This window comes from Actinomadura fulvescens, assembly GCF_039533225.1.
GTDB lineage: Bacteria > Actinomycetota > Actinomycetes > Streptosporangiales > Streptosporangiaceae > Spirillospora > Spirillospora fulvescens.
Genome location: NZ_BAAATD010000011.1, coordinates 44,095 through 64,129, shown reverse-complemented (window position 1 = coordinate 64,129; position 20,035 = coordinate 44,095). Strand labels below are relative to the sequence as shown.

12 protein-coding genes and 1 pseudogene are annotated in these 20,035 nt (G+C 72.9%); 10 read left to right on the top strand and 3 right to left on the bottom strand.

Annotated features, from left to right (window positions below; all coding sequences use genetic code 11):
- Positions 1-373 precede the first annotated feature (373 nt).
- The gene (locus ABD333_RS34030; protein WP_344546660.1) at positions 374-2,464 is read left to right on the top strand and encodes a glycoside hydrolase family 15 protein; all 2,091 of its coding nucleotides are present in this window, start codon (positions 374-376) and stop codon (positions 2,462-2,464) included.
- On the opposite strand, the gene ABD333_RS34025 is transcribed toward ABD333_RS34030, so the two are convergent.
- The 3 genes from ABD333_RS34025 to ABD333_RS34015 all read right to left on the bottom strand — a co-directional run bounded on the left by ABD333_RS34025 (position 2,451) and on the right by ABD333_RS34015 (position 6,294).
- On the bottom strand, positions 2,451-3,674 hold the full coding sequence (locus tag ABD333_RS34025; protein ID WP_344546659.1) for a LuxR C-terminal-related transcriptional regulator: 1,224 nt from the start codon (positions 3,672-3,674) through the stop codon (positions 2,451-2,453). The two genes, ABD333_RS34030 and ABD333_RS34025, sit on opposite strands and share 14 nt — an antisense overlap.
- A 96-nt stretch (positions 3,675-3,770) precedes the next feature.
- Positions 3,771-5,318 carry a peroxidase family protein gene (locus ABD333_RS34020; protein WP_344546658.1) on the bottom strand — a complete coding sequence of 516 codons (1,548 nt, stop codon included), beginning with the start codon at positions 5,316-5,318 and terminating at the stop codon, positions 3,771-3,773.
- A 208-nt stretch (positions 5,319-5,526) separates the two neighbouring features.
- Complete coding sequence (locus tag ABD333_RS34015; RefSeq protein ID WP_344546657.1) at positions 5,527-6,294, bottom strand: AraC family transcriptional regulator; 768 nt, start codon at positions 6,292-6,294, stop codon at positions 5,527-5,529.
- Positions 6,295-6,359: 65 nt separating this feature from the next.
- Between ABD333_RS34015 and ABD333_RS34010 the strand changes: the two genes are divergently transcribed.
- The 9 genes and pseudogenes from ABD333_RS34010 to ABD333_RS47650 all read left to right on the top strand — a co-directional run.
- The gene (locus ABD333_RS34010) at positions 6,360-6,935 is read left to right on the top strand and encodes a TIGR03086 family metal-binding protein (RefSeq protein ID WP_344546656.1); all 576 of its coding nucleotides are present in this window, start codon (positions 6,360-6,362) and stop codon (positions 6,933-6,935) included.
- Between the two features lie 57 nt (positions 6,936-6,992).
- On the top strand, positions 6,993-7,961 hold the full coding sequence (locus ABD333_RS34005) for an EI24 domain-containing protein (protein ID WP_344546655.1): 969 nt from the start codon (positions 6,993-6,995) through the stop codon (positions 7,959-7,961).
- A gap of 75 nt (positions 7,962-8,036) precedes the next feature.
- Complete coding sequence (locus ABD333_RS34000) at positions 8,037-9,560, top strand: hypothetical protein (RefSeq protein WP_344546654.1); 1,524 nt, start codon at positions 8,037-8,039, stop codon at positions 9,558-9,560.
- Positions 9,561-9,615: 55 nt separating this feature from the next.
- Positions 9,616-11,838 (top strand): acyl-CoA dehydrogenase family protein, encoded by a 2,223-nt coding sequence (locus ABD333_RS33995; protein ID WP_344546653.1) that lies wholly within the window; start codon positions 9,616-9,618, stop codon positions 11,836-11,838.
- 70 nt (positions 11,839-11,908) lie between these two features.
- Positions 11,909-13,618, top strand: a complete 1,710-nt coding sequence (locus ABD333_RS33990) for an MmpA family trehalose lipid delivery protein (protein WP_344546652.1) — start codon at positions 11,909-11,911, stop codon at positions 13,616-13,618.
- The gene (locus ABD333_RS33985; protein WP_344546651.1) at positions 13,618-13,749 is read left to right on the top strand and encodes a hypothetical protein; all 132 of its coding nucleotides are present in this window, start codon (positions 13,618-13,620) and stop codon (positions 13,747-13,749) included. Before ABD333_RS33990 ends, ABD333_RS33985 begins: the two co-directional genes overlap by 1 nt.
- Before the next feature lie 30 nt (positions 13,750-13,779).
- Positions 13,780-14,574 carry a glycosyltransferase gene (locus ABD333_RS33980; protein WP_344546650.1) on the top strand — a complete coding sequence of 265 codons (795 nt, stop codon included), beginning with the start codon at positions 13,780-13,782 and terminating at the stop codon, positions 14,572-14,574.
- On the top strand, positions 14,571-15,962 hold the full coding sequence (locus ABD333_RS33975; protein ID WP_344546649.1) for a glycosyltransferase family 4 protein: 1,392 nt from the start codon (positions 14,571-14,573) through the stop codon (positions 15,960-15,962). The genes ABD333_RS33980 and ABD333_RS33975 overlap by 4 nt, the downstream gene beginning before the upstream one ends.
- A 54-nt stretch (positions 15,963-16,016) precedes the next feature.
- Positions 16,017-19,229 (top strand): annotated as a pseudogene (locus tag ABD333_RS47650) (alpha-(1->3)-arabinofuranosyltransferase domain-containing protein); the annotation flags it as partial.
- Positions 19,230-20,035: the final 806 nt, after the last annotated feature.

Sequence of the window (20,035 nt, the reverse complement as noted above, 5' to 3'; positions counted from 1 at the left end):
AGCCTGGAAGTCCGCGAGTCGGCCCATGGCGCTCGGCGAGCTTCGCTCGCCCTCGCCGTGGGCCGCAGTGTTTTCCTGGGACGCCCCCAGACTCGTCCCAGGAAGCTCCGCCTCCGGTCGTGCGGGCTGGGGTTCGCGGTTTGAGTGATCCTCTAAAGGCTGTTGATCTGCGTTCTCACAGGTCAACAGCCTTTTTGGTGTTAGGGGCCGGTCGGAACCGGGCCGGAAGCGGACATGGGGTTGAGGAACCGGTGGGACGGCAGAGGATTGGGGGTGTCGCCGTTGAGGAGAGGGAGCCCCGATGCGCCGTCACTCTTTGGTCCGCAGCCGTATGACCGTGGTGGCGGTAAGCGTGGTCTTGGTGGCCTCGGGGATGGGGTTTGCGAGGGGCGCGCAGGCCGATCCTGCGCCTGGGGCTCCTGGTAAGGCGTCGACCTGGGCGGCGGGGGACAAGGACGGGTTCGGGACGGCCAAGAACACCAGGAGCAAGGTCTGGTACACGCTGAACGACGGGGCTCTGACCGAGGTCTTCTTCCCGCGCATCGACACGCCGGCGACCCGTGACACCCAGCTGGTGGTGTCGGACGGCGCCACCTTCACCGACCGGGAGGACCGCGACACCGTTTCCCGGGTACGGCTGGCCGACCCGCGCAGCCTGGTCTACCAGCAGGTCAACACGGCCAAGTCCGGCAAGTACCGGATCACCAAGACCTACGTGGCCGACCCGGGCCGGTCGGCGGTGCTGGCCGATGTCCGGTTCGAGTCGCTCACCGGCCGCCCGTACACGGTGTACGTCCTGCACGATGCCGGCTTGGGGCTCAACGCCAACGACGACACCGGCCGTAGTGAGGGCGGGCTTGTGGCCACCGATGGAGTGCTTAGCAGCGCGGTGCTGGTCTCTCCGGGCTTTACCAAGATGTCCAGCGGTTATGCCGATCGCAGCGATGGCTGGACGGACCTGCAGGGCGACCATCGGATGGACTGGTCCTACAGTGCCACTCAGCGTGGAAATGTGGTGCAGATCGGCCGTACGCGGCTCACGGGCTTGCCGGGAGGCCAGCGGCTGACTCTGGCCCTGGGATTCGATGCCCGGCCTCAGACGGCGCTTGCGACGGCCCAGGCATCTTTGGGGCGCGGCTTCTCATCGGCGCGGTCGGCCTACTCGGATGAGTGGCATGACTATCTCGCCTCGCTGCGTCCGATCCCTTCGGCGGCCAAGGCTTGGCGTTTTACTTACACCGCCTCAGTGATGCACTTGGCGGCGCATGAGGACAAGACGTTCCGAGGGGGGTTCGTCGCCGCTCCTTCCCGGCCCTGGGCTTGGGCGAACGAGCTACAGCACCTGCCCGTCTACATCGCGGTCTGGTCCCGCGACCAGTACCAGATCGCCACGGCGCTGCTCGCGGCCGGCGACCGGGCCGCGGCCAACCGTGCCCTGGACCATCTGTGGACCCGGCAGCAGCGCCCGGACGGCTCGTTCCCGCAGAACGCGCGGCTGGACGGCGAACCGGTCTTCGGCGGGCTGCAGATGGACGAGGTCGCCTTCCCCATCGTGCTGTCCCACCAGCTCGGGCGCGCCGAATGGGCTCGGGTGCGCAGGTCGGCGGACTTCCTGCTGGCCCGCGGACCCCGGACCGACCAGGAACGATGGGAGAACATCGGCGGCTACTCGCCCGCCACCATCGCCGCGGAGATCGCGGGGCTGGTCGCCGCGGCCGACCTCGCGCGCCGCAACGGCGCGGCCGGCCTGGCCGCCCGCTATCTGCGCACGGCCGACCAGTGGCGGCGCGATCTTGACCGGTGGACGCTGACGCGCAACGGGCCGCTGTCGGCGGAGCCCTACTATCTGCGGATCACCGACAACGGCGACGCGAACTCCGGCGCGCCCATCCAGATCGCCGACGGCGGGCCGCTGGTCGACCAGCGCCGGGTGGTCGATCCGAGCTTCCTGGAGATGGTCCGGCTGGGCGTCAGGTCCGCCAAGGACCCCGGCATCCTGTCGACCCTGCGGGTGATCGACGCGAGGTTGATGTACCGGACGTCCAACGGCCCGTTCTGGCACCGGTCGAGCTTCGACGGGTATGGCGAACGGCGTGACGGCACGCAGTGGGAGCCGGTGCCGTCCGGGTCCGGCGAGACGGTCGGACGAGGCTGGCCCCTGCTGACCGGGGAACGGGGCGAGTACGCCCTCGCCGCCCGGCAGCCCGCCCAGCGCTATCTGGACACCATGGCCAGGGTGGCCCAGGAGTCCCAGGTCATGGCCGAACAGGTCTGGGACCACACCCCGCCGGCAGGGAGCGGACGTTTCACACCGGGCGAGAACACCTTCGCGGCCACCCCGCTGGCCTGGTCGCACGCACAGTTCGTCCGGCTCGCGCACTCGATCGACGCCGGCCGGCCGGTGGAGACGCCCCGCATCGTCGCCTGCCGCTACAAGACGACCCTCTGCGTCAGTCGTGGGTGATGAGGCCGAGGGAGTAGGCCACGGCCAGGGCCTCGGCGCGGTTGCGGACTGAGAGCTTGCGGAAGAGACGGGCCTGGGTGTTCTCAACGGTCTTGCTGGTGATGCCGAGGGCGGCGGCGGTCTGGCGGACGGAGTGGCCGCTCGCGATCGAACGCAGGATGTCGATCTCGCGGGCGGTCAGGCTGGCGCGGACGGAGGGGAAGCGGGCGGCCATTGAGCGGATCATCTCGCGGGCGGCGTCGGTGGTGGCGTAGCCCTGGGACGCGAGGGCGACCACGAAGGCCAGCTGTTCGGGGACGTCGCCCGCCGGGACGACGGCGTCCGCGCCGCGGATCAGCTCTTCGGCGATCGTGGGCTGCTCGGTGCCGGCGATCACGGTGACGGTGCGGGTGCCGAGGTGGCGGACGGCACGCCAGTCGCTGTCGGGGCCGCTGATGAGCACCGTGGTGATCAGCTCGCGGAACCGCATGAGCTCGTCCTCGGCGGTGAGGGTCCCGCGGCCGAGCATCATGACGGGGATCGCGTGCCGCAGGAGCGTAAGGACGACGGTGTCCCGCAGCTCGCCGGGAGCGCCGATCACCAGGACCACGCGGGCGCGGCTGAGCCGGGGCGGCGCGGTGCCGCGCGGCGCCGACCACAGCAGGCCCATGCGGGCGGCGCGTGCCACCACGTGGGCCTGGCTGTGCGCGCTGAGCTTGGCGAACATGCGGCGTTTGTGGTTCTCGATCGTGGAGGTGGACACGCCCATGAGCCGGGCCATCTCCTTCACGCTGTAGCCGGCGCTCATCAGGGCGAGGACCTGCAGGTCCCGGTCGGTGAGGAGCGCCGGCGGGCCGTCGCGGGGCGGTGCGGGACCCTGCACGACGGCCTCGATGACGGCCTGGATGCCGCGGGAGTGCGGGACGAGGCGGGTGGCGCCCGCCCGCCCGGCCGCGGTGACGGCGTCGGGGGACAGGCGCGTGTAGGTGAGCACGATGGCGAGGGTCCGGCTCGTCGCGCGGAGGGCGTGCACGCCTTCCAGATCGGCCTCGGCGAACTCGCTGCCGAGGTCGATCAGGACGACGTCGGCCGGCCGCAGGCGGCACAGCCAGAGCAGGTCGGACAGCCGCTCGGTGGCACCTATCACGGCCAGGTCGGGCCGGGTGGCCAGCGAGGTGGCGAGGGCCTCGCGCAGTAGACGGTTGGGTGATCGCAGGGCTACCTGAGTCACGCCCATGTTCGGAGCTGTTCTGTAAGTAGTCCAGTGTCGTGGTGTCCGCGCTTGGATTGGATTTTGGTACTCGCCGACCTCGAAGGCCAGACCTTTCTATTGGCGACGGCTCGCGGGGTCGACGCCCGCGAACCTGAGCAGATCGACCATGGCGAACGTGCCAGCCGAACGACTTGGCAGAGTCGGCCGCCACCGTGGGTCGGCCGCGAGGTAGGACGCCCTGTCGAGCTGGAGGAGACCGATGAAGACCTCGCCGATGAGCCGCGCTCCGACGCCCGCGAGGAGCCGGCCGTCGCCGAGCGCTTCGCCCTCCTTGAGGACGTAGTACCAGAGTGGGGCGTTGCTCTCGAGGCCGATGCCGAACGTGGCGAGCTCGCTCGTGCTCACCGTGGGGATGCCCATCGTGCGGGCCAGCTGCTGCCCGGACGGCAGCGACCAGGTGAGGTGCCGCAGGAGGTTGCGCTGGGCGAGGGAGGTCGGCGGGTCTCCGCTGGGGATGGTCTGCAACGGCAGGTTGAACAGTGGTGTGGAGAGTTTGGTATCGATTCTCTTGTTCGTCCGCACTTGACCGTCGCCGAAATCGAAGAACGTCTGCCAGCCGATGAAGCGCCGGGGCGCGCGGGCGCCGCCGCGCAGGTCGACCGGGTCGGCCTGGCCCTGCCCGGCCTGGTCGAAGATGAAGCCGAAGAACGGCTGCCCGTTGTCGCCCGCGAGGTTGGCCCGGTAGGAGGGGCGGATCATGCTGTGCCCGAACCGGTAGGCGATCTGGAACTCCACCGGGATGAACGCGGGGGCGGCGGGCCGGTAGAACTGCCTCCCGAACCGCAGGATGTGGTCGATGAGCGGCTGCCCCACGATCTGCGGCAGGAACTCGTGCAGGATGATCCACTGGTAGTGCCAGGTGACCGTGCGCCTCGCGGTGTCGAACACCAGGGTCGGCGGCGTGCCCTGCGCGCGCAGCCGGTCCACGACCCGGTTGTGGAACCGCAGGAACGCGGCGTGCATGCCGGCGATCATCAGGTTCTCGTCGTTGCGCGGGTCCGGGATGATCGCGGAACGGTCGGCGCGGCGCGGCAGGTCCTCGAACAGCCCGCCGCTCTCCAGCCTGAACTTCGCGCGGTCCGCCGGGTCGTAGTACTGCGGGGTCGCCGTGGGTCCGCCGCCGTACACCGAGTCGAGGTCGAACGACGGGGTACGGGTGTTGGGGGAGTCCTCGGGCCTCGTGGGGACTCCCAGCCGGGAGGTCTCGTCGAACGTCATGTCGTGGTCGAGGAACTGCCCCAGGAACGTGGTGCCCGCGGTATGGAACGGGTTGTCGACGTTGTTGGGGCTGAGCTCGGGATTGGTGATGAGCCGGATCGGACCCTCGTGCAGCGGGTCCTTGGCGTCGAGCAGGCCGCCGGCCTTCCCCATCTCCAGGAGCCCGCCCCGCACGCGGTCGTTCGCCTCCGCGAACCCGGGCAGCCGGAAGATCCGCCCGAAGCTGTTGGCCAGCACGCCCTGGGCCCTGGCCCGGCTCGCCGCGGCGATCGCCGCGTTCGGGTCGAGCGTGGCGACGACGGCCCCCGCCCCGAGGCCGCCCAGGAACGTCCTCCTGCTGAACCCCCGGCTCTCGTGCCCCGTGTCCTCATACGAAGGCTTCATCGCGCAACTCCCTCGCGGAGCAGCAGGTGCCACATGCGCCTGCGAAGTTCGCTCCGTGTCGCGCGAAGTTTCTGGCCGGGAGATCGGCGCGGGCAATCGCCCCAGGGGAACCCCGTTCCCCCAGGGGTTTCGCATCCCCCCAGGGGATCTGCCCGCCCCTAGGGGCTTTGTGCGAAAGCGGAGGCGCGTGCCATGCGCGTACGCGCCGTCAGGCCCTCGCGTACGCGGCCGGTGACGTACCTACCGTGGCGGTGAAGTCGCGGGTCAGATGGGACTGGTCGGAGTAGCCGAGGTCAGCGGCCAGCTCGGCCCAGTCGACCGTGCTGCCCTCGTCGGCGCGGGCCGCGGCCTCATGGAGCCGCGCCCGGCGCAGCACCCACTTGGGGCTCGCGCCGACGTACTCGGCGAAGAGGCGCTGGAGCGTGCGGGTCGAGACGGCGAGGGTACGGGCGGCGTCGGCCACCCGGGTGAGCGAGGGGTCGTCGGTGATCCGGGCGACCATCTCCGCGACCTCCTCCGCCAGCGGGTCCGGCCGTGCGGGCAGGCGGGGCAGGAGGAAGGCCTCGGCCTCGGCCGCCGGGTCGGCGGCGTCGAGGACGGCCCGGAGGGCGCCGGTCACCTCGGGACCGAAGAACTCGCTCGCGGGGACGCGCCGGTCGGCGAGGTCGAGGACGGGCCCGCCGGCGAACGAGCGGAAGCCGCCCGGCCTGAACTTGACGCCCAGCACGTGCCCCTCGCCCTCCAGCCGCCGGACGAACAGCCCCCGGTCGACGCCGTAGACGAGCGGCTCGGGCTCCTCGAAGACGAGGTGCACGTTCGGATGGGCGAGGACCTTCGTGTCGTGCGGCTCCGGGGCGCGCCAGCGGACGTGCCAGTAGAACTCCACGAACGCAGCCGCCCCGGCGGCGGGTTCGCGCGTGGCCGTGGTGACGAACGAGGCGCTCTCGTCCGGGTGCAGCAGACCTCGCGGGCTCATCGGCCCAGCCTACTTGGCGCGTTTCTTCAAGAGGGCGATCAGTGCGTTTACCTAGGGTTTTACCTATGAACGAACTCCACACGCATATGCAGGAATGCGCCGCCGAGGCCGCTCGGATCGCGCGTGGCGTCAAGGCCGCCCAACTGGACGAGGTGACCCCGTGCGCGGAGTTCGACGTGCGGACCCTCGTCAACCACTGGGTGCTCTACACCGCGCACGGGCTTGAGTGCCGGGCCCGGCGCCGTCCGATTCCCGAAGCCCTGCTGGAACGGGACTTCGCGAGAGAGGAGGGCTGGGCCGAGGCGTACGCGGCGCAGCTCGACCGGGCTGTCGCCGCCTGGTCGGACCCGGCGGCCTGGACGGGCGAGATCGATCTCGGCTTCGCGATGTCCCCGGCTCCCGAGGTCGCGCAACTGATCATCAAGGAGATGGCGGTGCACGGCTGGGACGTGGCCAAGGCCACCGGGCAGGAGTTCCGCGTCTCCGGCGCGGTCGGCGAGCTGTTGCTGAAGGTCGTGGACGAGCACGCCGAGATGTACCGGGAGTACGACGGATTCGCCGACCCCGTGGCGCTGGACTCCGGCGACCCGTTCGAGCGGGCGCTGGCGCTGTCGGGACGCGACCCCCGCTGGACCCCCTGACCGTTCGATCGAGGCACTCCGCTCGGGTCGTCCGCCCGGCCCGATAGCGTGGGGCGCGTGAACCAACCGTACGATCCCGGGCGGCCCGAGCCCGCCGGCCCGGCGTCCTACTCCGGCTCGCCGCCGAGCCCCGGTGCGCAGCCACCGCAGCCACCGCCGCAGGCGAAGTGGCAAGGGCAGGCGCGGGGACGCGGACCGGGGCACGCACACGAGCAGGTGCAGGGGCCGCCGCCCAAGCGGGGGCCTGCCGCCTTCTTCACCGGCGTCGGTTACCTGTTCCGCGGGCTCGCCTGGGTGGCGCGGCACCCCCGGCAGTGGGTGCTCGGGCTCATTCCGGCGCTCATCGTGCTGATCGTCTACATGGTGGCGCTGACGGCGCTCGGGTGGAACCTGGACGCGCTGGCCGGCTGGGTGACGCCCTTCGCCGACGACTGGTCGCAGACCGCGCGGTCGTCGGTCCGGGTGGTCGCCGGGATCGCGATCTTCGGTGCGGCGCTGTTCCTGGCGATCATCACGTTCACCGCCATCACGCTGCTGGTCGGCGAGCCGTTCTACGAACGCATCGCGGTGAGCGTGGAGGAGTCGCAGGGCGGCGCGCCGCCCGACCCGGACGAGCCGCTGATGGTCCAGATCGGGCGGGCGATCAGGGACGCGCTGCTCCTCGGCGCCGTGGCGCTGTGCTTCGCGGCCGTCTTCTTCGCGTGCGGCTTCTTGCCGGTCGTCGGCCAGACCGTGGTGCCGGTCGTCGCGGCGTGCGTCTCCGGCTACTTCCTGGCGGGCGAGCTCACGTCGATCGCGCTCGAACGGCGTGGCGTTCGCCGCAAGACGCGGTTCGCGATCCTCAGGCAAAACCGGCTGATGGCGGTGGGATTCGGGGCGGCCACATTTGTGGTCTTCCTCATCCCGCTCGGCGCCGTGCTCGCCATGCCGGGTGCCGTGGCGGGCGGAACGTTGCTGGCCAGGGAGCGTTTGGCGGTCAATCCGCTGGTCACGGGGGGTGAACGTGACATCTCCGGACATCACTGATGCGATAGGAAGATGTGTCCTGAGCGTGATTACCGGCCGGTCCGCAAATGCTGATCTTCGCGTAACGTGTGCCGCATGTCCGATCAGGGGGAGCGCGTCGTGCGCTGGACCGAAACGAGTGATGATGCCGCCGGGCGTGACCAGGAGGCGGACCGGGGCGAGGGGGCGGCGGCCGTGACGGGCGGCGAGGAGCCCCCGGCCAGGATGACGTTCCCCGAGGCCGAGGCCAAGATGCCCGAGGTGGTGGCCCCGCCCCGCGCGGCTGCGGAGCCGGCCGCCGAACCGGCCGCCGAGCCCCCGCACGACGTGTGGGGCAAGGTCGAGTCGACCGCCGAACCCGACGACGTCATGGTCGCCCCCGTGCCGGCCGGTGACGAGCCCGCCGAGGAGCCCGCCGCGTCGGCCGAGGAGCCCGCGGCCGCCGCCGACGCCGCCACGGCCGGTGGCCAGCAGGCGTGGGAGGGCTCGCTCTTCGACGGGCAGGGCGGCGACGGCGGTGCGGGCAACGGCCTGTACGCGCCGGTCACGCCGACCGGGCCGGCCACGCCGCCCAAGCCGGGCAAGCCGAGCTCCGGCAACTGGCAGATGCCGGACTGGATGGACAACGAAGACTCCGCTGACGCCATGCTGGGCACCGCCGGCGACGGCGGCAAGCGCAGCCGGTTCGGCCGGTCCGGGCGTTCGGACAAGCCGAGTGCGCCGGACGCCGCCGCGTCTGGCGCGTCCGCCGCTCCTGATGCCGCCGCCACTTCCAGTGACTCCGGCGCGGCCGAACGTGCGAGCGCGCCCGCGCCGTCCGCGCCGTCCGCGCCGTCCGCGCCGTCCCGTCACGACGTGATAGAGGACGAGGGCGGCCGGTCGCGGCTGGTCCTGATCGCCGGGGTCGGGCTGCTGGCGGTGGCCGTCGTGGCGGCAGGCGGCGTCTACTTCCTCAAGAACCGCGACGACACCGCGCCCGCCGCCTCCGAGGGCAAGCCCGGACGTCCGGCCGCCGGCAACCCGCCGGCCCAGGACGTGCCCAAGGTCCAGTTTCCGCCCGACAAGACGCTCCAGAGGTTCACCGGACGCCCGAGCAGGCCGCTCGGACGGGTCACCGACGCGCATTCGGGGCTCTCCTACCCGAGGCTCGCCGCGCCCTGGCAGGTTCCGACCAAGAAGAACAAGCTCGGCGTCACGGGCTGGTCCGGCCAGCAGATCCTCGTGACCGAGAAGCGCGGCGGCCGGATGTGGTACGGCCAGCTGCTCACCGGCACGCTGATCCCGACGCTGCGGAGCGCCTACAAGGGGCCGCAGAGCGTCAAGACGGTCACCGCGCTCGCCGCCAACGGCTTCGAGCAGAACTACTACGCCTTCCCGCACAGGAAGGCGCCGCTGGCCTCGCAGCCGCTGACGATCGGCGGCCACAAGGGCTGGCTGATCGCCTCGTACCTCACCTACAAGCGCGCGGGCGTGCGGGCCACCGGCGAGGTCGTCCTGGCCGCGGTCATCGACACCGGCCGGCCGTCCCCGGCCGTGGTGTTCGCGTCGCTGCCCAACACCCACCGCAAGCTGTGGCCGGATCTCAACCAGTTCGTGGCCCAGCTCAAGGTGGTGCCCTGAACGGCCGAACCACGTTCTAATAAGCTGTGGCGCACCCCGACGAGAGGTGCGAGTCATGGCGATCGGCTTGACCGAGGAGCACGAGGCGCTGGCGGAGTCCGTACGCGGGTTCGCGGAGCGGCATGTCACGTCGCGGGCCGTGCGCGCGGCCGTCGCCGCCGCCGACGAGGGACGGCCGCCGGCGCACCCGGAGTTCTGGAGCGCGCTCGCCCGGCAGGGACTGCTGGGGCTGCACCTGCCCGAGGAGCACGGCGGGCAGGGGTTCGGGCTCCTCGATCAGGCGGTGGCGCTCGAAGAGCTGGGCCGGACCGTCGCGCCGGGCGCCTACGTGCCCACCGTCCTCGCCTCCGCGATCATCGCCTCGGGCGGCTCCGGCGAGCTCGGAGCCGAGCTACTGCCCGGTCTCGCCGACGGCTCCCGTATCGCCGCCGTGGCGCTCGCCGGCGCGCTCACCGAACGGGACGGGCGGCTCTCCGGCACCGTCCAGCCGGTCCTCGGCGCGCAGCTCGCCGAGCTCTTCGTGCTCCCGGTCGAGGGTGACCGCTGGGCGGTCGTCGATGCCGCGCACACCGGCGTCACGGTCGAGCCGCTCGACGCGCTCGACCTCACCCGCCCGGTCGGCGCGGTGACCGTCACCGAGGTGCCCGTCGCCGGACGGCTCGTCACCGGGAGCGGCGCCCGTGCCCTCGCCGTGGTGATCCTCGGTGCCGAGGCGTGCGGCGTCGCGGGCCGCGCCCTGGACGACGCCGTCGCCTACGCCAAGCTGCGCGAGCAGTTCGGCCGCCCGATCGGGCAGTTCCAGGGCGTCAAGCACAGGTGCGCCCGCATGCTCATCGCTCTCGAACGGGCACGCGCCGCCGTCTGGGACGCCGCGCGTTCACTCGGGGAGCCGGACGAGCGGCAGCGCGCCTACGCCGTCGGCGTGGCCGCCGCCCTCGCGGCGGACGCGGCCGTGGAATGCGCCGAGGGCAACATCCAGGTGCACGGCGGCATCGGCTACACGTTCGAGCACGACGCCCACCTTCTCTACCGCCGCGCGCTGACGCTGCGGGCCCTGCTCGGCCGCACGTCCGCCGCCTACGCCGAGGTGGCGGCGCTCGCCGTCGCGGGCGTCCGGCGTCCGATGGACATCGAACTGACCGGGGCCGATGCCGAGACACTGCGGGCGGAGATCCGAGGCCAGGTCGCCGACCTGGCCGCGATGGAGCCGCTCACCCAGCGCGCCGCGATGGCCGGCGGCGGCTGGGTGACACCGCACCTGCCCAAGCCGTGGGGCAGGGCCGCCGGGCCGCTGGAGCAGCTCGTGATCCAGCAGGAGCTCAAGGCCGCCGGGGTCCGTCCGGTGCCGCTCATGATCGCCGCCTGGGTGGTGCCCTCGCTCGTCCAGTACGGCACGTCCGAACAGCGGGAACGGTTCCTGCCGCCGACGCTGCGCGGCGAGATCATCTGGTGCCAGCTGTTCAGCGAGCCGGGCGCCGGGTCCGACCTGGCCGGGCTGACCACCCGTGCCGAACGCGTCGAAGGAGGCTGGCGGATCACCGGGCAGAAGATCTGGACCTCGCTGGCCCGCGACGCCCAGTGGGGGATCTGCATCGCCCGCACCGACCCGGACCGGCCCAAGCACGACGGCATCACCTACTTCCTGGTGGACATGACCTCGCCCGGCATCGACGTCCGCCCGCTGCGCGAGTGCACCGGTGACGCGGTCTTCAACGAGGTCTTCCTGGACGGCGTCCTCGTGCCCGACGAGCTCGTGGTCGGCCCGGTCAACGAGGGCTGGCGGGTCGCCCGCAACACCCTGGCGAACGAGCGGGTCGGCCTGACCAGCTCGTTCCAGCTCGGCGGCGACCTGCCCAAACTGGTCAGGCTCGCGACCGGGCTCGGCCTCGCCGACGACCCGCTGGTCCGTGCCGAGCTCGGCCGCCTCGCCTGCGACGAGCACGCGTTCGCCCTGCTCGGGCTGCGGGCCACCCTCAAGCAGCTCTCGGGCACCGACCCGGGCGCGACGGCGAACGTGCGCAAGCTGGTCGCGATGGAGCACGGGCAGCAGGTCACCGAGTACGGCTTCGGCCTGCTGGGGCCGGAGGGAGCGCTGACGTCACACCGGCCCGTTCACGGCGCGGGCGGCAAGGGCACCGGCCTGCACCGCAAATGGACGCGCTACCTGCTCGCCTCCCGGGCGATGACGATCGGCGGCGGTACGACGGAGGTCAACCTCAACGTCATCGGCGAACGCATCCTCGGCCTGCCCCGCGACCTACCGCAGGGCCTCCCGTAGCGCGCCTGCGGCTCCTGAAACTCCGGGCGCCGACCGGCGGGGTGCGGAGATCGGGTAGCGTCCAAGCGCGATGATGGGGCGCGCGCGGCATGGGGTGGCCGCATTCACCGGCCTGGTGCTGGGACTGCTGGCGATCGGGCCGGGTCTCGCGCCGGGCTTCGTGTTGTCGTTCGACATGGTCTTCGTGCCGGACCCGGTGTTCTCCCGGATGACCTTCGGGCTGACCGGCACGGTGCCCCGGCACGTGCCCAGCGACGCCTTCGTCACCGCGCTGGCCACGGTGTTGCCGGCCGACGCGGTGCAGAAGCTGGTGCTCCTCGCGATCTTCGTTATGGCCTGCACGGCGGCGGCGTCGCTGGTGCCCTCAGAACGGCTCGCGCCCAGGCTGGCGGCGGGAGTCCTCTACGCCTGGAACCCGTTCGTCGCCGAGCGGCTGCTGCTGGGCCACTGGGCCTTCCTGCTGGGGTACGCGGCGCTGCCCTGGGTGGTGGGCGCCGCGGCCCGGTCGGCCGAACCGGGTGGCGGCGCGCGGCTCGTCCGGGCGCTGATACCGGCGGCGATCGGTGGCTTCGCCGCCATGGCGATCTCCGCCCTGACCGCGCTGGCCGTCGCGGCGGTGGGCGGGGAACGGGGCCGGGCGCTGGCGCGGACGGCCGCGGCCCTCGTCGTGCTGAGCCTGCCGTGGCTGGTGACGGGATGGTTGCGACCGGCGGGCATGCCCGGCGACGGGGTGGGCGTGGAGGCCTTCGCGGCGCGCGCCGACACGCCGTTCGGTGCGCTCGGGAGCCTCTTCCTGCTGGGCGGCGCGTGGAACCGGGAGACGGTGCCGGCGGGCTACGGGGCGCCGATCACCGCGGCCGCCTGGCTGCTCGTCGTCGTGGCGGCCGTCCTCGCGTACGGGCGGTGGTGCCGCTCGGCCTGGGCGCGTGGCGTGGCGCTGGCGGCGGGAGCCGGGTTCGTGCTGGCCTCCCTGGGGGCGGTCGTGCCGGGGCTGCTGCGCTGGGCGATCGGTCTCTGGCCGGGCTTCGCGGTGTTGCGGGACGGGCAGCAGTACGTGGCGCCGCTTGCGGTGCTGGTGGCCGTGGGCCTGGGCGTCCTCGTCGAACGGGCCGTCACGGGGCGCTGGGCGGACACCTCCGGGGCCGTCTTGGCGATCTTCGCGATCCTCGCGCCCGTCGTCCTGCTGCCCACGCTGGCCTGGGGCGCGGCCGGCCGCCTCAAGGCCGTGGACTACCCGGCGGAGTGGGCCGCCGCGCGCACGCTCGTCGAGGCCGACTCGGTGCCCGGTGACGTGCTGGTGCTGCCGTGGGCGACGTACCGCTCGTACGGCTGGAACGGCGGGCGGACGAGCCTGGACGCCCTGCCGCGCTATCTCGGCCGCCGGGTGATCATCAGTGACGCCGTCATGATCGGCTCGCTGACGGTCCGGGCGGAGGACCCCCGGGCACGGCGGCTGGACGAGGCCGTGCGCGCCGGTGGGCCGCTGACGGAACGGCTGCGGGCGGCGGGCATCCGGTACGTGGCCCTGGACGCGGAGACGTCGGCGGCCAATCCGGCCCGGCAGAGGCTCGCCGGGGCGACGCCGGTCCTGGACCGGCCGGATCTGGTGCTCTACCGGATCGAGGCCCCGGTGAAGGCCGAGGACGGCGGCGCCCCCGTGTGGTCGGCGGTACTGGCATGGACAATCGTGATAGGCGTGATTCTCTGGTCATTTTTCGTACCAGCCAGTAGGCTGACCCCCTGCTTCCTCCGCCGCCCCCGACGTAGAAGGACCCCCTGATGCGAATTACGATCGCTGCCGTGGTCGGCGTCGTGCTGGCCGCCCTCGCGTCGGTGTTCGTCGTGCAGGTGTCGAACGCTTCCCAGAGCGACCCCGTCATCAAGCCGCTCTACCACTACGGCTCGCGCTGAGCGACGCCTCCAGGCGTCACCGAAGGTGCCATGGACGCAGCCGAGTCCTCCCTCCTGGAGATCGTGGTCCCCGCGTACAACGAGGCGACCCGGCTTCCGGACGGCCTGGCCCGGCTCAGCGCCGCGCTGGAGGCGCTGCCCTTCCCCACCGGTGTGATCGTGGTCGACAACGCCAGCGACGACGGCACCCCGGAGATCGTCCGTCGCTGGGCGGGTCCGGTGCCGGTACGGCTGGTCCAATGCGCGCGGCGGGGCAAGGGCGCGGCGGTCCGCGAGGGGCTGCTCGCCACCCGGGCGCCGTACGTCGGGTTCTGCGACGCCGACATGGCCACCGGTCTGGGCGCGCTGGAGACCGCGGTCGGCCTGCTGCACGCGGGCCATCCCGTGGTCGTCGGCTCGCGCCGCCATCCGCAGTCGCGCGTCGAGGACTACAGCCACCCGCTGCGCAAGTTCGGGGCCGTCACGTTCAACCTGCTGATCCGCGACCTCGCGGGCGGGGTGACCGACACCCAGTGCGGTTTCAAGTTCTTCGCCGGGCCGCTGGCCCGGGCCGCCGCCGCCGAACTGCGCACCTCGGGGTTCGCGTTCGACGTCGAGCTGCTCATGCACTGCGCCCGCCGCGGCGCCGCCATCACCGATCTGCCGGTCGAGTGGCGGGACGTGCCGGGCACCACCTTCTCGGTCCGCAGGCACTCGTTCTCGTGCCTGCGCGACCTGGCCCGGATCCGCTTCAGCGCCGCACGTGAGGTCTCCCCGGTCTGGACGGCCGCGCCCGTCGCTCCGGCGTTCCCGGTCACCGAGTCCAGCCGTTCCGGGCCGGGATGACCGGCGGCGTCCCGGGCCGCCGGCTGGCGATCGTCAACTGGCGGGATCCCTGGCACCCCTCGGCAGGGGGTGCCGAACGTTATGCCTGGGAGCTGGCCCGGCGCCTGGCGGCCGAGGGCGCCCGGGTGACGTACGTGACGTGCCGCGCGCCCGGGCAGCGGCGCCGCGAGCGGGTCGAAGGCGTGGACTTCGTGCGCACGGGCGGCAGGTTCACGGTCTATCCGCTGGTGCTGCTCTGGCTGCTGCTCCGGCGGCGCCGGTTCGACGCGGTGGTCGACTGCCAGAACGGCATCCCGTTCTTCACCCCCTGGGTGCTGCCGCGGCGGGTGCCGGTCTTCTGCTCGATCTTCCATGTGCACGACGAGCAGTTCGGCCTCTACTTCCCCGCCTGGCTCGCCTGGGTGGGACGGATGCTCGAAGGCCCCGTCGCGCGCCGGACCTACCGGCGGCACGCGTGCACGGCCATCTCGCTGACCACGCTGACCGCGCTCCGGGAACGGCTGGCTTGGACGGGACCGGTCTACCTGGTGCCGGTCGGGGTCACGCTTCCGGACCGGATCGTCAGGGCCGAGCCGGTCGGTGATCCCGACCTGGTGTGCGTGACCCGGCTCGTGCCGCACAAGCGGGTCGACCGGGTGCTCGATCTCGCCGAACGGCTCCGCCCGCAGTGGCCCGGCCTGCGGATCGGCATCGTCGGGCGCGGACCCGAACACGACCGGCTCGCGGCGGAGATCACCGCGCGCGGGCTCGACGGGACCGTCGTCCTGCACGGTTTCGTGTCCGAGGAGGAGAAGGCGGCCCTGGTGAGCCGGGCCGACCTGCATCTGAGCGCCTCGCGGGGCGAGGGCTGGGGGCTGTGCGTGGCCGAGGCCGCCGCGCTGGGCGTGCCGACCGTCGCCTACGACGTGGACGGCCTGCGCGACGCGATCCGCGACGGGGTGACGGGCTGGCTGGTCCCGGACGAGGAGGAGCTGGCCGGCACCGTCGAACGGGTGCTCAAGGAACTGGGCGACCCGGAGCGCCGGGCGCGGGTCGCCGCCGACTGCCGTGCCTGGGCCGCGGAGTTCGACTGGAGCCGTACCGCCGGCCGGATGGGCGAGCTGATCGCGGCGGCGATCCGCACGGGCACGAGCGCCACCCGGGATGCCGACGCACACGTCGTACGCGGGTACGGTGACGACCACCCCCGCGTCGTCGAGGGACCGGTCAGGGACGAGCTGCTCCGCGACCACGGCGACGTGCTCCAGGTACGGATCGCCACCCCGGCGGAGCGGTTGCTCGGCCGTCCCGACGACGGTGCCGGTCCCGGCAAGGCCGATCCCGGCGAGGCGGGTCGCGGCGAGGCCGGTCGAGGCGAGGCCGGTCGCGGCGAGGGTCCGGCCCGCTGAGGCGCACCCGGTCCGTGCGGTCAGGGGTTCGGTTCAGGGAGGAGGGCGAGCGGCATGGCCACCGGTAGCGGAGCGTGGGCCGACCGGCTGGCGAGCCGCCTCTCCGACGCCGACCGTGAGCCGGCGCAGCGGCCCGAACGCGACGGGGAGGGCCTCGACGAACGGCTGCGCGAACGGTTCCGGACCGCGATCTGCTGTCTGGCACTGATCGTTCTGGTGACCTCCACCCGGCCGGGCCGCATCCTCGCCGACACCAAGATCGACATGGCGGTCAACCCGCTCGGCTTCCTCGGCCGGGCGCTGCACCTGTGGGACCCCGCGCAGTTCGGCCAGCTCCAGAACCAGGCGGCCGGCTACTTCTTCCCCATGGGCCCGTTCTACGCCCTCGGCGACCTGATCGGGCTGCCCGCGTGGATCACGCAGCGGCTGTGGTTGTCGCTGCTGCTCTGCGCGGCCTTCCTCGGCGCCAAGCGGCTGGCCGAACGGTTCGGGCTCGGCGGCCCGGTCAGCCGGCTCGTGGGCGCGCTGGCCTACGCGCTCGGGCCGCACGGGCTTTCGGCGCTCGGCCAGGCCTCCTGGGAGTACCTCCCGCTGGCGATGCTGCCGTGGATCATCCTCCCGCTGGTCTCGGTCGGCGACGGGCGCGGCAGCCGGATGCGGGCCGCCGCCCGGTCCGGCGTCGCCGTGGCGCTGTGCGGCGGGATCAACGGCACCGCGACGATCGCCGTGCTCGCCGTGCCCGCGATCTACCTCCTCACCCGTCCGCGCGGGACGCCGGGACGGCTGCGCCTCTTCGCCTGGTGGTGCGCCGCCGTCGGCTTCGCCACCGCGTGGTGGCTGGCCCCGCTGGTGCTGACCGGGCGGTACGGCTTCTCCTGGCTCGGCTACACCGAGAAGGCCGACACCACGACGGGCCCGACCGGGCTGATCGACGTCCTGCGGGGCGCCGAGCGCTGGATCAACTACCTGGACGCCTCGTCGCTGCCGGTCGGGTTCCAGCTCTCCACCGGCACGTTCCTGATCATCGTGACCGCCGTGCTGGCCGCGCTCGGCCTGGCCGGGCTGGCCCGGCGTGACCTGCCCGAACGCACGTTCCTGCTGCTCGTCCTGCTCGCCGGCGTCGCGATCATCGCGGCCGGGCACGTGAGCCGGATCGAGGGGCCGCTCGCGGCGCCGATGCGCGACCTGCTGGACGGGCCGCTGGCGCCGCTGCGCAACCTCTACAAGTTCGACGGCCTGGTGCGGTTGCCGCTCGCGCTCGGACTCGTTCACCTGCCGAGGACGTTGCGACGCCCGAGGGCACGGCTGGGCCTGTTCGCGGTCTCGGGCGCCACGCTGGCGGCGGTGTCGTTCCCCGCGCTCACCAACGGCCTGGCCGGGCCGGGCGACTTTCCGGCCGTTCCGCAGTACTGGCAGCAGGCCGCGAACTGGCTGAACGGGCGGGCCGGGCAGCAGGCCGTGCTGGCCGTGCCGGGTGCCCGTTTCGGGGAGTACACCTGGGGACGCCCAATGGACGACATCGTCCAGCCGCTGCTCAGCACCCGCTGGGGAGCGCGGCAGCTCGTCCCGCAGGGCTCCCCGGGCTACGCACGGCTGATGGACGCCATCGACCAGCGTGTGTCGGCCGGGCGCGGCTCCGCCGGGCTGACCGAGGTGCTGGCCCGCATGGGCGTGCGCTTCCTGCTCGTCCGCAACGATCTTGCCCGGCCGGACCTGCGCGGCGCCTGGCCCGCCCGGGTCCACACGGCCCTGGAGACCTCGCCCGGCATCAGGCGCGTGGCGTCGTTCGGCGACCAGCCGGTCGGCGGCTGGGGCGGCGACGAGGCGGTCGGCTCGTTCGACCAGCGGTACCTGCCGGTCGAGATCTACGAGGTGGGCGAGGCCGACGACGTCGTCAGCATGCTCGACGCGGGCCAGGCCGTCCGGATGTACGGCTCGCCCGAGGGCCTGCTCTCGCTCGCCGACAACGGCGCGCTCAAAGGGCGCCCGGTGCTGCTCGGCGACGACGACCCGGCGGCCCCGGCCGCGCCCGTCGTGTCGGACGCCCTGCGCTGGCGCGACCGCAACCTCGGGGAGATCCGCAGCCAGATCGCCGCGACGAAGACGGCCGACGGCACCCGGGCGGACACGCGCGGGCAGGGCGCCGACCCGGAGGAACCCGGGTGGCTGCGCTACCGCACGACCGCCGCGTACGAGGGGATCAAGAACGTCACGGCCTCGTCCTCGGCGGCCGATCCCGGCACGCTCGGCGGATTCGACGACCCGGGCGCGCTGCCGTCGGCCGCCCTCGACGGCGACCCGCGCACCCACTGGACGACGGGCGGCTGGAACGGCCCGCTCCAGCAGTGGCTGCGCGTGGACTTCCAGGAGCCGCTCGACCCCGGCCAGGGCGTCGACGCGTCGTTCGTGCGCAACGAGTTCCTCGGCCCCGCGCCCGCCCGCGTCGCGGTCGACACCCAGGCGGGCACGATCGAGCAGGACGTCCAGCCCACGGCGCAGCCGCAGCGGCTGCGGGCCCCGGCGGGACGGACGAGCTGGCTGCGCGTCCGGATTCTGAAGCTCGCCAAGGAGCCGGTGTCGCCCGCCGCCGCCCGGGTGGCCGTCTCCGAGCTCACGGTCCCGGGCGTACGGGCGTCCCGCCACCTCCGCATGCCCGCCGCGCCGGCCAAGCGGAACGAGGCGCCCGCCCAGCTGATGGCGCGCTCCGTGCCGCCCAGGTCGGAGTGCATGCGCGGCTCGTCCCGCTGGGTCTGCTCGCCTGAGCTGGGCAAGGACGACGAAGAGGGCAACACGTTCAACCGGATCTTCTCCTCACCGGCCGGAACGACCGCGAGGGTCAGCGGCAACGCGGTGCTGACCGAGCCGGGGATGATCGACCGGCTCACCCGGTCCGGGTCCAAGGTCACCGTGAGCGCGAGCTCGTCCTGGACGCGCGAACCGGCCGGTCTGCCGCGGTCGGCGTTCGACGGCGATCCGGCGACGACCTGGCTGGCCGCCGGCGACGACCGCGCGCCCACGCTCAAGATCGGCTGGGACGGGGCGGTGCAACTCGGCGAGGTGACGGTCGCCCGGCCCGCCGGGGCACGGGCGGCGCTGCGCGTCACCGTCACCGGAGCGAACGGCGAGGTCCGGGAGGGCCTGGTCGACAAGAACGGCCGGTTGCGCTTCGACCCGATCCGGACCGACCGGATCACGCTCAGGTTCACGTCCTCGCAGGTGCCCCTCCAGATCAGCGACGTCACCGTGCCGGGCGTGGCGCCGCTCACGGCCTCGGGCTTCAAGCCGTTCACCACGCCCTGCGGGTACGGGCCGACCGTGCAGGTCAACGGCGCCTCCAGCCGCACCAGGCTCACCGGGACCGTGGACGACGTGCTGGGCGGGCGGCTGATGCGGTTCCAGACCTGCGAGCCGGTCCGCGTCGTGGCGGGCGACAACCGGATCGGCGCCGGCGGCACCGCCTACCGGGTGGACTCGATGGTCGTGGACCCAGGCGGCAGGCTCGCCACGGCCAAGCCCCAGGCGAGCCAGGCCGTGCAGGTCCGCGGCTGGGACAAGGGCCTGCGCGAGGTCGAGGTCGACACCCCGGGGCGTTCGTACCTGGTCGTGAACGAGAACTTCAACTCCGGGTGGAAGGCCGAGGTCGGCGGCCGGGAACTGCGGCCCGTCCGCCTGGACGGGTGGCGGCAGGCCTGGGAGGTCCCGGCGGGCACGGCGGGCGTGGTCAAGCTGACCTACAAGCCCGACGGGCTCTACCGGATCGCGCTCTTCCTCGGCCTGAACCTGCTGCTCGTGCTCTTCCTCGTGGCGTTCTGGCGTCGCCAGCCCGTCCGCGAGGAGGTCCCGGCGCCCGCTGGGAGGCCGGGCCGGGCGGCCCGCGTCGCGGTGCTCGGGCTCGCCGCGGGCCTCGGCTTCTGGCTGGCGGGGTTCGCGGGTCTGGCGCTGACCGTGGTCGTGGCCGTGGTGGCGCAGTGGGCGCAGGGCCGAAGCTCCGCTCCCGCCCGTCGGCTGCGCTCGTCCTGGCTGGTCGCGGCGCCGATGGTGGCCGGAGGCGGGTCTGTCGCCCTCGGCACGTG

What these genes read in the sequence shown, in the direction of transcription:
- ABD333_RS33995 (WP_344546653.1), top strand. Translation starts at nt 9,616, where the DNA reads ATGGCGATCGGCTTGACCGAGGAGCACGAGGCGCTGGCGGAGTCCGTA.
- ABD333_RS34010 (WP_344546656.1), top strand. Translation starts at nt 6,360, where the DNA reads ATGAACGAACTCCACACGCATATGCAGGAATGCGCCGCCGAGGCCGCT.
- ABD333_RS33975 (WP_344546649.1), top strand. Translation starts at nt 14,571, where the DNA reads ATGACCGGCGGCGTCCCGGGCCGCCGGCTGGCGATCGTCAACTGGCGG.
- ABD333_RS34000 (WP_344546654.1), top strand. Translation starts at nt 8,037, where the DNA reads ATGTCCGATCAGGGGGAGCGCGTCGTGCGCTGGACCGAAACGAGTGAT.
- ABD333_RS33990 (WP_344546652.1), top strand. Translation starts at nt 11,909, where the DNA reads ATGATGGGGCGCGCGCGGCATGGGGTGGCCGCATTCACCGGCCTGGTG.
- ABD333_RS34030 (WP_344546660.1), top strand. Translation starts at nt 374, where the DNA reads ATGGGGTTTGCGAGGGGCGCGCAGGCCGATCCTGCGCCTGGGGCTCCT.
- ABD333_RS33985 (WP_344546651.1), top strand. Translation starts at nt 13,618, where the DNA reads ATGCGAATTACGATCGCTGCCGTGGTCGGCGTCGTGCTGGCCGCCCTC.
- ABD333_RS34015 (WP_344546657.1), bottom strand. Translation starts at nt 6,294, where the DNA reads ATGAGCCCGCGAGGTCTGCTGCACCCGGACGAGAGCGCCTCGTTCGTC.
- ABD333_RS34020 (WP_344546658.1), bottom strand. Translation starts at nt 5,318, where the DNA reads ATGAAGCCTTCGTATGAGGACACGGGGCACGAGAGCCGGGGGTTCAGC.
- ABD333_RS33980 (WP_344546650.1), top strand. Translation starts at nt 13,780, where the DNA reads ATGGACGCAGCCGAGTCCTCCCTCCTGGAGATCGTGGTCCCCGCGTAC.